This window comes from Nocardia sp. FBN12 (assembly GCF_054031145.1).
Genome location: NZ_CM132926.1, coordinates 1,886,596 through 1,899,286, shown reverse-complemented (window position 1 = coordinate 1,899,286; position 12,691 = coordinate 1,886,596). Strand labels below are relative to the sequence as shown.

The 12,691-nt window shown below is 69.1% G+C and carries 15 protein-coding genes; 3 read left to right on the top strand and 12 right to left on the bottom strand.

Annotation, left to right across the window (positions count from 1 at the left end; all coding sequences use genetic code 11):
- Positions 1–29: 29 nt before the first annotated feature.
- Entirely contained in the window at positions 30–614 is a 585-nt protein-coding gene (locus tag ACWZHB_RS09400; RefSeq protein ID WP_427907543.1) for an NAD-dependent epimerase/dehydratase family protein, read from the bottom strand.
- Positions 615–641: 27 nt separating this feature from the next.
- Positions 642–932: a hypothetical protein gene (locus tag ACWZHB_RS09395; protein ID WP_174555379.1), complete on the bottom strand. Its 291-nt coding sequence runs from the start codon at positions 930–932 to the stop codon at positions 642–644.
- A gap of 280 nt (positions 933–1,212) precedes the next feature.
- Between ACWZHB_RS09395 and ACWZHB_RS09390 the strand changes: the two genes are divergently transcribed.
- Positions 1,213–1,359: a hypothetical protein gene (locus tag ACWZHB_RS09390; RefSeq protein ID WP_379219465.1), complete on the top strand. Its 147-nt coding sequence runs from the start codon at positions 1,213–1,215 to the stop codon at positions 1,357–1,359.
- A 73-nt stretch (positions 1,360–1,432) separates the two neighbouring features.
- Here ACWZHB_RS09390 and ACWZHB_RS09385 read toward each other — a convergent pair whose 3' ends face one another.
- Positions 1,433–2,077, bottom strand: coding sequence for a response regulator (locus tag ACWZHB_RS09385; protein WP_427907542.1), 645 nt, complete (start codon positions 2,075–2,077; stop codon positions 1,433–1,435).
- The gene (locus tag ACWZHB_RS09380; protein WP_427907541.1) at positions 2,074–3,246 is read right to left on the bottom strand and encodes a sensor histidine kinase; all 1,173 of its coding nucleotides are present in this window, start codon (positions 3,244–3,246) and stop codon (positions 2,074–2,076) included. The genes ACWZHB_RS09385 and ACWZHB_RS09380 overlap by 4 nt, the downstream gene beginning before the upstream one ends.
- Positions 3,247–3,330: 84 nt before the next feature.
- On the opposite strand from ACWZHB_RS09380, the gene ACWZHB_RS09375 reads away from it, so the two are divergent.
- Positions 3,331–3,879 (top strand): hypothetical protein, encoded by a 549-nt coding sequence (locus tag ACWZHB_RS09375; protein ID WP_427907540.1) that lies wholly within the window; start codon positions 3,331–3,333, stop codon positions 3,877–3,879.
- 207 nt (positions 3,880–4,086) lie between these two features.
- On the opposite strand, the gene ACWZHB_RS09370 is transcribed toward ACWZHB_RS09375, so the two are convergent.
- Genes ACWZHB_RS09370 through ACWZHB_RS09335 form a run of 8 tightly spaced genes read right to left on the bottom strand, consistent with a single transcriptional unit; the run spans position 4,087 to position 11,645 of the window.
- The gene (locus ACWZHB_RS09370; RefSeq protein ID WP_427907539.1) at positions 4,087–5,031 is read right to left on the bottom strand and encodes an ABC transporter substrate-binding protein; all 945 of its coding nucleotides are present in this window, start codon (positions 5,029–5,031) and stop codon (positions 4,087–4,089) included.
- Entirely contained in the window at positions 5,028–5,747 is a 720-nt protein-coding gene (locus tag ACWZHB_RS09365) for a class II aldolase/adducin family protein (RefSeq protein WP_427907538.1), read from the bottom strand. The genes ACWZHB_RS09370 and ACWZHB_RS09365 overlap by 4 nt, the downstream gene beginning before the upstream one ends.
- Before the next feature lie 15 nt (positions 5,748–5,762).
- Complete coding sequence (locus tag ACWZHB_RS09360) at positions 5,763–6,932, bottom strand: LLM class flavin-dependent oxidoreductase (RefSeq protein ID WP_427907537.1); 1,170 nt, start codon at positions 6,930–6,932, stop codon at positions 5,763–5,765.
- Complete coding sequence (locus ACWZHB_RS09355; RefSeq protein WP_427907536.1) at positions 6,929–8,020, bottom strand: LLM class flavin-dependent oxidoreductase; 1,092 nt, start codon at positions 8,018–8,020, stop codon at positions 6,929–6,931. Before ACWZHB_RS09355 ends, ACWZHB_RS09360 begins: the two co-directional genes overlap by 4 nt.
- A complete protein-coding gene (locus ACWZHB_RS09350) occupies positions 8,017–9,042 on the bottom strand; it encodes an ABC transporter substrate-binding protein (RefSeq protein ID WP_427907535.1) in 1,026 nt (341 codons plus the stop codon). Before ACWZHB_RS09350 ends, ACWZHB_RS09355 begins: the two co-directional genes overlap by 4 nt.
- Positions 9,039–9,794 (bottom strand): ABC transporter ATP-binding protein, encoded by a 756-nt coding sequence (locus ACWZHB_RS09345; protein ID WP_427907534.1) that lies wholly within the window; start codon positions 9,792–9,794, stop codon positions 9,039–9,041. Before ACWZHB_RS09345 ends, ACWZHB_RS09350 begins: the two co-directional genes overlap by 4 nt.
- A complete protein-coding gene (locus ACWZHB_RS09340) occupies positions 9,791–10,606 on the bottom strand; it encodes an ABC transporter permease (protein WP_427907533.1) in 816 nt (271 codons plus the stop codon). The genes ACWZHB_RS09345 and ACWZHB_RS09340 overlap by 4 nt, the downstream gene beginning before the upstream one ends.
- Before the next feature lies 1 nt (position 10,607).
- A complete protein-coding gene (locus tag ACWZHB_RS09335; protein WP_427907532.1) occupies positions 10,608–11,645 on the bottom strand; it encodes an NrtA/SsuA/CpmA family ABC transporter substrate-binding protein in 1,038 nt (345 codons plus the stop codon).
- Positions 11,646–11,856: 211 nt separating this feature from the next.
- On the opposite strand from ACWZHB_RS09335, the gene ACWZHB_RS09330 reads away from it, so the two are divergent.
- Positions 11,857–12,603 (top strand): IclR family transcriptional regulator, encoded by a 747-nt coding sequence (locus ACWZHB_RS09330; protein WP_427907531.1) that lies wholly within the window; start codon positions 11,857–11,859, stop codon positions 12,601–12,603.
- Positions 12,604–12,691: the final 88 nt, after the last annotated feature.

Genomic DNA, 12,691 nt, shown 5'->3' with positions numbered 1-12,691 from the left:
CTCACTGTTCCCTATCCGGTGCGCGGCCACTACTCGATATCGGTGACCGCCACGACGCCGGTCGGCGCTTCGAGCAGGTCGATCGTCCGCGCGGCGGCGGTGTCGACGTGGATGCGGGGATGCGCCGGTGGGGTCGACTCGTAGTACGTTCCCGGACCGTAGAACTGGCCGTAACGCAGGACGACGCCGCCCGCGTCGAGGACGGCGGATTCGTGTGTCGCGATCGCGTCGCCGCGGCCCGCGGGCGGGGACCACGCGATGCTCTGGGCGAGAAAGCGTTTCGCCCCGGCGGCCGCGGCGGCGGCGAGCAGGTTGGCGGTGCCCTCGGTGCGGATACGGGAGTTCGCCGCGCCGGAGGTGGCCAGTCGCGCCATGTCGTCGGGGAGGTCGGTGAGCTGGTGCATGACCAGGTCAGGCGCGAAGTCGCGCACCGCGGTGGTGAGCCCGTCGGCGTCGTAGACGTCGTGGATCATCGCGATGGCTCCGGTCGCACGGACCGCCGCGACTTTGCCCGGGGAACGGGTCAGGCCGACCACCTCGTGACCGGCGCCGACCAGCAGTGGCAGCAACCGTGATCCGATGACGCCCGTGGCGCCCGCGAGAAAGATACGCACGCCCCCGACAGTAGCCGGGGGCGATGTTCAGGCCCCGATGACCGCGTTCATGATCGTGCCCGCGCTGGTGGCGACCGCGCCGCCCGCCATCGCGCTGGCGATCATCTTCGGCGATTGCAGGCCGCCGCCGTTCCACTTCTCCCAGGCGAAGCGGCCGCCGCCGTAGGTGATGGCGGTGACGCCGGACAGCAGGATCATCCAGGTGAAATACCGGCCCAGCTGCATCACCTTGTCGGCCATCGGCGGTGCCTCCGGCGTGGGGTTGCCCACCTGGGCGACAACGATGCCGTACGTGTCGTGCACTGCGGCCAGGATCATGCTCACGATCGGTGCTCCTTCGTCGGTTGTTCATGGTGAAGCCGATGTCGAGAACTCGTGACGCGGTAGAACCCAGATATGTTGAACATTCAACCTCATGGGCGGTTCGGTGACGTGGGTGACACTCCGCGTAAACCATGACTGCCGTCACAGCCGCAGGTCCGTGCCCGCGTCGCGCCGTGCCCCTAGTATCGAACGTGCGGGGCTCGTTCAGATTCGGCGCGACGAGGCGCTGACCACCACCTTCATCGCACGACTACCGTACCGCGAGGAGGGCACCATGGCTTTCCTGATTCCCTTGTTCGTCGCGTTTCTTCTGGTAACCGCGGCAGTAGTAGTAGCTTCCTACGCCACGGTCTCGCTGACCTATTGGTTTGAATCACGCCGGATTCGTCCGGAACAGTCCGACCCGCAACCTGCACGCTGAGCCCTGTTCCGACCCGATGTCCCGATACCTCCACGAGGTACCGGGACATCGTCGGTTTCGCCCCCGACCGCGGTCAGGGCAGATCGAGACCGGACTGCGACGCGATGACGGCGGCCTGGACGCGCGACTGCACCCCGAGTTTGCTCAGCACCCGGGAGACGTGCGTTTTCACCGTGGCCTCGCCGATGTGCAGGCGCGTGCCGATCTGGACGTTGGACAGCCCGGCGCCGAGACCGGCCAGGACCTGCCGTTCGCGGTCGGTGAGCGCGGACAGATCGGGCGGGGGCGGGGTGTCTGCCACGGGGGGCAACGCGGCGATCACCGCGCGCGTCACCTTCGGGTCGAGGACCGCGTCCCCTTCGGCGACCGCCAGGACGGCGCTGACCAGGTCGTCACCGCCGACGGACTTGAGCAGGAATCCGCTCGCACCGGCAGAGAGGGCGCCGAGGACGTATTCGTCGATGGCGAAAGTGGTGAGTACCAGCACTTTCGCGGTGGTCTCCGCGACGACGGCGGCGGTGGCTTCCAGACCGTCGACGCGTGGCATCCGCACGTCCATCAACACCACATCGGGGTTCAGCGCCCTGGCCTGCCGGACCGCGGCGGCGCCGTCGGCGGCTTCCCCGATCACCCGCACCTCGCCGGTCGCTTCGAGCAGCATCTTCAGGCCTGCGCGGATGGTGGCATGGTCGTCGGCCACCAGCACGGTCACTGTCACTTGTCCCCCAGTGGAATTCGCGCGCACACCCGCCAGGTGCCGTCGTGCGGGCCCGCGGTGATCGTGCCGTCCACCGATTCCGCGCGAAACATCATGTTGCGCAACCCATTTCCCTGTCCTTCGGCGATGCCAGGTGGAATCGGATTCGTCGCGGTCACCACCAATCGTGTCGCATCGCGGCGCAACTCGATGTCGAGGGGTGCGCCGGGCGCGTGTTTGGTCGCGTTCGTCAGGGTCTCGCTCAGGATCCGGGTGACGACGGCCTCGACCGCGGTGGGCATTTCGAGGTCGGCGGGCCGGCGAAGTGTCACCGCACCGCCCGCTACCTCTGCGGCGTCTATCAGGCCGTCCAAGGAGGCCAGTCGCGTCGTCACGACGGTGTCGTCAGGTGCGGTCAGCAGGTCGATGGTCGTGCGCATCTCCTCGAGTGCGGCCAGGCTGCTCGAACGGATCGTCTGCAGGACCGCGATGTCGCCGGGCTTGCGCTGCGCCACTTCGGCGAGGATCGCGACGGCGGAGACATGGCCCGCCACCGCGTCGTGCAGGTCGCGGGCCAACCGCCTGCGCTCCTCGCCGAGTGCGGCGGATCGTTCGGCGTCGCGTGCGGACAGTTCGGCGCGAGCCGCGGCACGTTCGGCGTCGACGGTGCGGCGCGAGGCGCGCACCGCCCGGGCGTAGCCGAGCGGCGACCAGGTGAGCGCGACACCGATCAGCCCGGCGTAGAAGGCCGCTCTGACACCGAGCACGGTCAGCGCCAGCAGCGCACCGCCCAGGGTCACCGCCAGCGAGAACCAGCCGACCACCGCGCCCAGTCGGTCCGAGCCGGTGCTGACGGCCAGGAAGATCACATCGGTCAGCGCGATCCACAGCGGCAGCGACGGACCGAACACGAAGTCACCGGCGAGGAGCGCGACCATCAGGCCGAAGGCGAGCGCGGGTCGGCGCTGCGCGGTCAGCTGGATCGCGAACGCCGCGCACAACAGCGCGGCCTTCGCCGGTGGTGGATACAGGTCGCGGTCGACCACGACCGCCCAGCCGCCCGCTGCCCACAGCAACAATCCCACCAGGAACACCCCGACGGCGGCCGAGGTCGAACTGTCGAAGATGTCCGCGAGCCGGCTCAGGAGCGTGCGGGACGTGGGCATGCCCCATTTCAGCACATCACTCACCCTCGTCGGGTCCCCCGAACGGTGGACGAGCGACAAGCCCTCAGCGGGACGACGGTGAAGCGATGTACCCGGCACAGTGAGGGAATGAACGAACTGAGCAACCCTGTACTACTGACCATCGCCGCGTGCGAGGTCGGTTTCTGGGTGCTGGTGGTCGGCGGATTGCTGCTGCGCTATGTGATCCGGCTGCCGCGCGCGAGCACCGTGACGCTGGCGCTGGTGCCCGTACTGGACGTAGTGCTGGTGGCCGCGGTGGCGATCGACCTCCATCGCGGCGGCGAGGTGACTTTCGCCCATCGCGTCGCCGGGATCTATCTCGGCTGCACGGTGATGTTCGGTGGGCGGATGATCCGATGGGCCGACGAGCGCTTCGCCCACCGCTTCGCCGGTGGGCCGGTCCCGGTGAAGGTCCCGAAGTACGGGCCCGAACGCACCCGCAAGGAGTGGGCCGACTTCTCCCGCTGGCTCGGCGCGGCCGCCATCGCGGGCGGGCTGACCTTGGTGTTGAGCTATACGGTCGCTGACGCTACGCAACGTGAGCAGTTGATGGGGGTGTTCGGCAGTCTCGGAGTGATCACCGTGATCTGGCTGCTGACCGGACCTGTGTGGGTCACCGGTTCACGGCAAGGTTGAGCGACCACTGCTGGGCGCGACCTGCATCATCGCGGTGCTTCGAGTTCTTCGCCGACACCCGACGGCCGCCACGCCGAGATCGCCGGGCGCGGCGGTGACGGCCGGCGGTCGTCGCGGTGACGCCGCGCACCGCGCCCGGGCCGCACAGATTTCCAGCGATGCTCCGGGCGACCGATCCGATTGCCCGGAGCATCATTGGTCGAGGTCTCAGACCGTAGCAGCGGACTGTGCGCCGATCACCGCGCCGATCCAGGGCAACACGGCCGACCGCACGTCGATCGTGCGCGAGAGCAGCCCGTTCGCAGCGAGCAGATCAGCGGCGCGCTGCTGCTCGTCGAGGAACTCCTCGCTCACCGGGTGTATGCCGAAGGGACGCCCGCGCAGCGCCGCCTCCCAGGCATCCAGATCGGCGGGGATGCCGCGCGCCCGCGCGTCGTCGACGAAGTACTGTGCGGCCGCGCGCGGGTTCGCGGCGATCCAGGCGTCGGACTCCTGCAGCGCGGCCAGCACCGCTTCTACCGCGGCGCGATTGTCTTCGGCCAGGTCGCGGCTGGTGAACCACAGTGAGGGGTGGCTGAACACCGAGGCGGTGTCGACCAGCGTGGTGAGCTCGATGGCCGCCTCGACTTCCTGAAGACCGGGGTAGGTGCCGACCCAGGCGTCGAGTTCACCGGCCAGCAGCGCACTACCGCCCCCGCGCACGTCGACATCGACCGGCTCGACATCCGCCCAGGTGAGGCCCACTCGGTCGAGTGCGAACAGCAGCAACGTCGTCTGCCACGAGCCGTGCGCGATGCCGACCCGCTTGCCCTTCAGGTCCGCGGCGGAGGTGATGCCGCTCGCCGCGGTCGCGACCAGCCTGCCGTTCTCCACGCGCGGGCCCGAGATGCCCAGGTAGACGATGTCGCGCTGGTTGGCGAGTGCGGTGAGCGGCGGGGTGAAGCCGGTGCCGATGATGTCGTAGCCACCCTCGGTGAACAACCAGTCCGAATGTTCGCCCGGCAGACCGGTTTTGGGGTCCACGCGGTCGGGTTGCGGTAGGGCGCGCAGGTCGATCCACTCGACCTCGGGCAGCAGTCGCTCCAAGATCCCACGATGACGCAGGACGAACAGCGAGTTGTTGTGCGGGAAGTAGCCCACCCGGATGCTCATCGCGCGTCTCCGATCAGGCCGAGACGACGGGCCTCGTCGGCCAGGCCGCTGCGCTGCCACTGCACCGCGAGGTTCGACGGATCGAATTCGACGGAGCCGCCGAGGGTTTCGGCGATCGCCTGGTACTGCGCGCCCTCCTCGAGCAGCACGACGAACTTCGCCAGCTCCAGCAGGCCGGCGCGGCCGATCACATTGGCGCCACCGTTGGCCTCGAAGATCGCGACCAGGTGCGGGTCGACCTCGAGGCGACCGAGGATGAAATCGCCCGCGCCGATCGTACGGTCGATGTGCGGCGGGATCTCCCGGGACAGGGTGAGTCGCTGCGAGGCGGCGTACCGGATCGGCAGGGTGCGGTGGGTCTGAGCCCAGCCGCCCAGCCACGGGGTGTGGATGTGGACGACGGAGGTGATCTCCGGATGCGCGCGGAACACCTTCGCGTAGCCGGTGACGAATCCGGCGGATCCTTTGCCGGACAGCACTTCTCCGTCGAAGGTGGCGACGACGGGTTCGACGGTACGGTCGGTGGCCCACGGGCCCGGCTCGTTCAGGGCGACGGCGATCTCCGCTCCTGGCACCCGTTCGACGAAGTTGACGGTCCCGTTCCCGGTGACGGTTCCGGTCTCCCGGAACACCCGGAACGCGGTGTCGGCGTCGCGGGTGGCCGCGTCGACGAAAGCTGTGACAGCCTCGGGCAGACGGGTTTCGGTGGTGGTCATCGAATGACTCCTGCGTTATCGGACCGTCGCGAGGACGGTGTCGGTGGACGGGGTGGTGAGCCGGGAACGGCCCAGCAGTGGGAGTACTTCCTCGCCGACCCGGTAGGCCTCCTCCAGGTGCGGGTTGCCCGCGAGGATGAAGGCGTCGACGCCGAGGTCGATCAGTTCGTCGAGCCGCTGCGCGACCTGCTCGTAGCTGCCGACCAGGCCGAAGGCCGGGCCGCCGCGGATCAGGCTGAATCCGCACCAGACGTTGGGCTGGACTTCCAGATCGCGGTAGCCGGTGATGGTTTCGGGCACCCAGCCCGTGATGCGGGCGGCCCCGACCGAGTCGCCTTGGGCGGCGCGGTTGGCGGCGTCGCGGTCGACGAAGGCCCAGCCCTTCTCGATCTCGGCCCACGCGGCTTCCTCGGTGTGACGGGCGACGATGTCGATGCGAACCGCGAACTTCGGTGCGCGGCCGGTGGTTTCGGCGTTGCGGCGGACGCCGTCGAACTTGGCGCGCAGGTCAGCAAAAGGCTCGAGCCAGGACAGGTAGTAGTCGGCGTGGCGGCCCGCCGCGGCGACGGCGGCGCCCGAGGAGCCGGAGAAGTACACCTCGGGGAAGGGCTGTCCGGCCAGACCGGGTGGCAGGGCGGCGCCCCCGGTCCGGAAGAAGCGGCCGTCGTGGTCGAAGGGCTCGCCGTCCCACACACCGCGCAGCACGTCGAGGAACTCGCTCGTTCGCGCGTAGCGGTCGTCATGGGAAACCTTGTCACCCCACCACAATTGGGCCGATCCGCCACCACCGCTGATGATGTTGTACACCAGCCGCCCGCCGGTGGCGCGCTGCAGGCTCGCCGACATCCTGGCCGCCTGCACCGGGTGCAGGAAGCCGGGCTGGAAGGCGACCATGAAGCGGTAAGTGGTCGTCTCGGCAGCCAGTGCGGCGGCCACGGCCCACGGGTCGTCGGTCACCGGAAACGAGGGCAGCAACCCGCCGAGGAAGCCCGCCGACTCCGAGGCTTTGGCGACCGCCGCGACGTGGTCGAGATAGCTGTACTGGTCGAGTGCGCCGTCGCGGACGGCCGGTGCGATATTGCCCGGCCCGTAGCCGCCCGCGTTGCCCCGGTTGTAGCGGCGCGGGGTACGCAGGGAGGCGTGGTCGCCTTCCATGCCGATGCGCCAGTAGACGTCGATGGTCATGCGGTGAGCTCCTGCACGGTGCGGCCGACCGGGTCGGCGAGGAACAGCAGGTGTTCGCCTGCCCGGTGGATTTCCTCGATATTCGGATGTCCGGCCAGCACGAAGGTCCGCACACCGGCGGCCTCGTACGCCGAAAGCTGGTGCGCCACCTGCTCGTAACTGCCGACCAAGCCGACGCGCTGGTCGTGGCCGAACGCGTCGAAGCCCGCCCAGCGCCCGTCACCGAGCGCGTGTTCGGCGGCGGTATCGGGGCGGTCGAGCTCGTCCCACTGGCGGTGGACCCTGGCCCATGCTTCGTCCTCGGTCTCTCTGGCGATGATCGGCAGCTCGAGACCGACCCGCACCAGACGACCTGCTTCGGTCGCCCGCTCCCCCAATTCGCTGACGGCCCTGCCGATTCCGTCCGGTTCCTCGGCGAACAGGTGGACGTCACCGTGCGCGGCCGACAGCGCCAGCGCGGCCGGCGAAGTACCGCTCAGGTGGACGTCCGGGAACGGCAGCCCGGACAGGATGCCGCGGAATCCCCCGTCGATGACGTCGTAGTACCGGCCCGCGTAGTCGAAGCCGGTGCCCGCGAATCCCGCTGCGCCGATCTCGTTCTCGTTCCAGACACCGCGCGCGACGGTGAGGAATTCCGCGGCACGGTCGTAGCGCTCGTCGCCGGTGACGCGGTCGCCGCGCGAGCGGGCCTCGGTGTCGTCGGTATCGACGGCCAGCCGCCAGTTCAGTCGGCCCGCCGAGTGCCGCTGCAGTGTCGCCGACACCTTGGCCGCGTATACCGGGGTGCCGAAAGCGGGCTGGAATTCGACCGTGACCCGCGTGTAGCGGGTGGCGCGCAGGGCCGCGGCCGCCACGATCCAGGATTCCTCGCCGAGCGCGTCGTAGGGCGCGAGCACTCCGTCGAAACCGGTCAATTCGGCGGCGTCGACGATCTGAGCGAGATCGTCGAACGGACCGAATCGGCCGGGACGCACGTCGGTGGTCTCCAGTGGCGGTGTCTGCGGGCCGAAACCACCGCGACCGCGCAGGCCCGGGTCGGCGCGCCTGCCGTCTCCGCGGCTTGGCAGCCGCCACAGGAACTCGGTCATGCGGGCACCCCGTCGGCAGCGACGATCTCCTGCGCGCGAGCCAACGGCTCAGGGGCGACCCAGGATTCGAGATCGAAGTCGGCGGCCAGGAAGCCATGGGTGTAGAGGAACTGCTTCTGCACGCCGAGCAGTTCGACGCGGTCGGCGGTGAGCGAAGGATGCAGCCCGCAATGGAACTCGGCACCGTAGGCGGCGACGACACCGTCCGGCCCGGACAGTGTTTCGCGCTGGAGCACCGCGCGGACGCCGTCGAGATCACCGGCGGCCCAGTCGGCGGCGCGCAGGCTCTGCGCGAGGAAGCCGACGACGACGTCGGGCCGGGATTCCAGAAGATCGGCGTGCACCGTGATCGGTCGCGGGGTGCCGTTGTTGACCCGCAGGTGCCTGGTGGCCGAGGCATCGAGGTCGACCGCGACCCGCAGGCCGTTCTCCGCGGCTACCTCTTTGGCCCGCGCGCCCTTGACATAGATCGCGTCGACCGTGCCGTCGAGGAGTTCCTCGACGCCCCAGGTCGTCGAGCGGCGTGCGCTCTGGATCTCGGTGCGTACCTGCGGGTCCCGCTCGACGGCGAGTTCGACGACGCGCACGTCGGACAGGGTCGACCCGGCCGGGCGCAGGGCGTTGGCGAAGCCGTGCAGTGCCATCGCGCGCGGGAAGCTGCGGGCCTGGTCCTGCGCCCAGGCGGGGACGCCGATGCGCAGCCCGGCCAGCCCCGCCGCGTCGGTGACCGGCGAATCAGGGCCGACCAGGATCGCCTGGGACTCGTCGATCCAGGTGAGACCGATCAGACGAGTCGGCGAACCCTGCGCGCGAGCGGCCAGCGCGGGCACATTGCCGCCCTCCCGGATCAGGCCGGGCAGGTCGTGCGAGAAGTGGTGGCCGGCGAGTTCCGGGCCCGCGTCCTGCAAGACGCCGAACTCGAGGCCCGCATCAGCCGCGGTCTCGCCGAGCCAGCCGAGGCTGTGCGCGAGACCGCTGGCGGTCGGCACGGGGCAGCGGGTGTACCACAGGGTTTCGGTCATGGCAGGCTCCTTGGGTGTGGTCCGACGCCGAGCTGGGCGAGGAATCGCGTTCGGTAACCGAGGGTTTCGGGCGCCGCGTGCTCACGCGGGTGGGGTAGGTCGATGACCTCGTCGACGGCGAAACGGCCGCGGTCGAGGATGATCACCCGGTCGGCGAGCCGAATCGCCTCGTCGACGTCGTGGGTGACCATGAGAACGGCGGGCCGGTGCCGGGCGACGAGATCGCCGACCAGGTCCTGCATCCGGAGCCTGGTCAGGGCGTCCAGTGCCGCGAACGGTTCGTCGAGCAGCAGCAGTTCCGGTTCCCGCACCAGCGCCCTGGCGAGTGCGGCGCGCTGGGCTTCGCCACCGGACAGCGTGGCGGGCCACTGGCCCGCTTTGCCGTCGAGGTGGACTTCGTTCAGTGCGCGCAGACCGGCTTCGCGCTGCGCCTTGCCGCGCCGCAGGCCCGCGATCACGTTGGCCAGCACCCGCTTCGACGGGATCAGCCGGGGTTCCTGATAGACGGTCGTGCGCCGGGCGGGCACCAGTACCTCGCCGGCATCGGGTGTTTCGAGCCCGGTGAGCAGGCGCAACAGGGTGGTCTTGCCGGTGCCGCTCGGGCCGAGCAGCACCACGAATTCGCCGCGGTGGATGGTGAGATCGACTCCGTCGAGCACCGTCTTCTCGCCGAATGCCTTGCGCAGTCCGGTGATCGACACCGCGACCGGCTCTTTCGCTACCTCGACCGGCGCGACTGCTGTTGTCGTCATCGGATCGCCACCTGCTTGCGCCAAGGCATCGCGTAGCGTTCCGCGAGCCGTACGAGTGCGTCGAACACCAGACCGAGCAGCGCGTAGAGGACAACGCACAGCACCATGTAGTCGGTGCGGTTGTATTCCTGGGCGAGGGTCACCAGATAACCGACGCCCTCCTGGGTGCCGACTTGTTCGGCCGCGATGAGCGCGGTGATGCTGATCGACAGGCACACCCGCAACGCCATCAGGATGCCGGGCAGCGCGGCGGGCACGATCACCTCGACGACGAGCCTGGTCCCGGTGAGCCCGAAACTGCGTGCCGCCTCGACCATCTTGCGGTCGACATTGCGTACACCGAGGTAGGTGTAGGCATACATCGGCGCGGTCGTCGCCACCGCGATGAGCAGCACCTTGTACAGCTCATCGATCCCGAACCAGGCGATGAACAGCGGCACCAGCGCCAGGAACGGCACCGCGCGCACGATCTGCATGGTCGAGTCGACCAGTTCCTCACCCAGGCTGGACAGGCCCGACAGCAGGCCGAGCACCAGCCCGACGCCGACACCTATCGCCACTCCGGCGGCCGCGCGCCAGAACGAGGCAAGCGCGAAGTCGATCAGCTGGCCGCTGTCGAGCAGTTCGATGAAGGCCGACCAGACCGCGCCTGGCCCCGCGATGACCCGCGGGGAGATGGCGCCGCTCGCCGAGCCTGCCCACCAGGCCAGCACGATCCCCGCGGGCAGGACGGCACGCAGGCTCAGCGACAGCCACCGTGGCCGCTGCCGGTCGACGCGCGCCCTTGGCGCGGCCAATGCGAGAGTGGCCATGTCACTTGCCCTTCAGCGCGGCGAGCTGGTCCGGGGTGAGCTTGGACTTCAGGTCGTAGAAGATGTCGGCGGCGGTGATCCGGCGGGAGATGACGCCGTTGTCGGCGAAGGTGTTCACCACATCGGCCAGGTCGGTGGCATCGGATTCGACCGGGAGCCGGGGCACCGTCGCCTCGCCGCCGACGCGCACCGCGTCGGCGAGCCGGTCACCGGTCAGCGCGCGCGGGCCGGACTTCTCGAAAACGTTCTCGAAGTCGGCGGGTGTGGCCTGCTGTTTCGCGGTAAGTCCTTGCAGCACTTCGAGATACTTCGCCGCGATATCGGGGCGTTGATCGAGGATCTCGGTGCGGAAGACGACAACGGAGTTGTCCTTCGAGCCGATCTGCTTCTCGGTGGCGATCTCGACCGCCCCTGCCGCCTTGGCTTCCTGGTAGGGCACCAGGAACGACGCCCACGCGTCGACCTTGCCGGTGGCGAACGCCGAGGCCGCGTCCTTCTGCTGCAGGGGAACCCGGGTCACCTTGTCGGCCGGAATGCCCGCCTGCGCAAGAGCTTTGAGCGTGATGTACTCGCCCTTGGCGGCGGGGTTCACCGCGATGCGCTCGCCGACGAGACCGGCCACGTTCGTCACCCCCGACTCCTTGCTGACGACGATGCCGCTCTGGTCCTGACCGGCTGGGTCGGCCACGGCCACGATCTTCACGCCGACGTCTTTGGACAGCGCGCCGACGACGGGACTGAAGGCGGCGCCGGAGACATCGAGCTCGCCGGTGTTGAACAGCTTCAACGTGGAGCTGAAACCCGGTGTGGTGCTGACCCATTGGATCTTCGCGCCCAGCGGAGCGAGGGCCGCGTCGAAGCTGCCGTCACGTTTGCCGACCGCGAGCGGACCACTGTTGCCGGGATCGGTGACTTTGAGAACGAACGGCGTGTTGCCCCCTTGTTCGGGCGTCGAGCCGGAGCCACACGCCGCGACGAGGGCAACGACGGGGACGATCGCGAGGGCGATTCGCGTGAAGGCCGGCAGCCTGCGAGACATCGGGGCTCCTGTTCGGGTCTGGGGGTTGATGCCTTCGCAGCGTAGGAGCGAGGACGGCGCCCGACGAGGTATGCCTTTCCATAGATCGGAAAGCTTGACACGGAACGACTTGCCGTAATATGGCTTTCGCGTGCCCATTACGAAGCCACCCTTCCACATAGCGGAACTCATGACCGGTTTCCGATCGATCGCCTGTGTTACCGTCGGTTCCGTGGAGACCTCCGGCGTGCAGACCGTGACCAGGGCCCTGTCGGTACTCGACTGCTTCCGCGGCGGCGAGGAGCGCGGGGTCTCGGAGGTCGCCCGCGCGCAAGGGCTGGCCGTGAGCACCACTCACCGCCTGCTGGGCGCGCTCGTGCAGGCCGGGTTCCTGGAGAAGGACGCCGAGTCCAGCCGCTACCGCATGGGCGGTGCGCTCGCCGAATACGGCCAGATCGCCTACCGCCAGCACCGGATCTACCTCGCCGAGCCCTATCTCGAACAGCTGGCCGCCACCACCGGTGCGACCGGATCGGTCGCGACCCGCCACGGCATCCACGCCGTGTTGCTCGGCACCAGCCGATGGCGCGAGAGCGACGGTCACAAGCTGCAGGGCGTCCGACTTCCCTTGCACGCCAGCGCACTCGGCAAAGCGCTGCTGGCCTGGACCGACGCGGGTGACGACGAACTGCGGTCGCTGCCGTACGAGGAGGGCACCGAACGTTCGGTGTCAGGACCGGCAGAGCTTCGCGCGGAACTGATCACCACGCGGGAGCGCGGCTACGCGTTCAACGACCGCGAACTGGATCCCGGATTTCGCACCATCGGTCTGCCGATCCTCGATCCGCACGGCCGCTGCCGGTTCGCGCTCGGCCTGCGCGGACCGGCGGCGTTGATGATCGACGAGCGCGTGCCGTTCTTCGTCGAACTGGCGAAGGTCACCGCGGCCGAGATCGCCGCGCGCTTCGCCCAGGGCTGAGACCACGGCGGCACCGATCGCGTCACACCCTGGGAAAATGGCGCGCGGGAACCACCCTGCGGCCGATACCGTCAACCGAGTGGTTAGT

Excerpts from the sequence above, each read along its gene's own strand:
- ACWZHB_RS09375 (WP_427907540.1), top strand. The coding sequence starts at position 3,331 with ATGAACGAACTGAGCAACCCTGTACTACTGACCATCGCCGCGTGCGAG.
- ACWZHB_RS09355 (WP_427907536.1), bottom strand. The coding sequence starts at position 8,020 with ATGACCGAGTTCCTGTGGCGGCTGCCAAGCCGCGGAGACGGCAGGCGC.
- ACWZHB_RS09350 (WP_427907535.1), bottom strand. The coding sequence starts at position 9,042 with ATGACCGAAACCCTGTGGTACACCCGCTGCCCCGTGCCGACCGCCAGC.
- ACWZHB_RS09345 (WP_427907534.1), bottom strand. The coding sequence starts at position 9,794 with ATGACGACAACAGCAGTCGCGCCGGTCGAGGTAGCGAAAGAGCCGGTC.
- ACWZHB_RS09360 (WP_427907537.1), bottom strand. The coding sequence starts at position 6,932 with ATGACCATCGACGTCTACTGGCGCATCGGCATGGAAGGCGACCACGCC.
- ACWZHB_RS09390 (WP_379219465.1), top strand. The coding sequence starts at position 1,213 with ATGGCTTTCCTGATTCCCTTGTTCGTCGCGTTTCTTCTGGTAACCGCG.
- ACWZHB_RS09395 (WP_174555379.1), bottom strand. The coding sequence starts at position 932 with ATGATCCTGGCCGCAGTGCACGACACGTACGGCATCGTTGTCGCCCAG.
- ACWZHB_RS09370 (WP_427907539.1), bottom strand. The coding sequence starts at position 5,031 with ATGAGCATCCGGGTGGGCTACTTCCCGCACAACAACTCGCTGTTCGTC.
- ACWZHB_RS09335 (WP_427907532.1), bottom strand. The coding sequence starts at position 11,645 with ATGTCTCGCAGGCTGCCGGCCTTCACGCGAATCGCCCTCGCGATCGTC.
- ACWZHB_RS09365 (WP_427907538.1), bottom strand. The coding sequence starts at position 5,747 with ATGACCACCACCGAAACCCGTCTGCCCGAGGCTGTCACAGCTTTCGTC.
- ACWZHB_RS09340 (WP_427907533.1), bottom strand. The coding sequence starts at position 10,606 with ATGGCCACTCTCGCATTGGCCGCGCCAAGGGCGCGCGTCGACCGGCAG.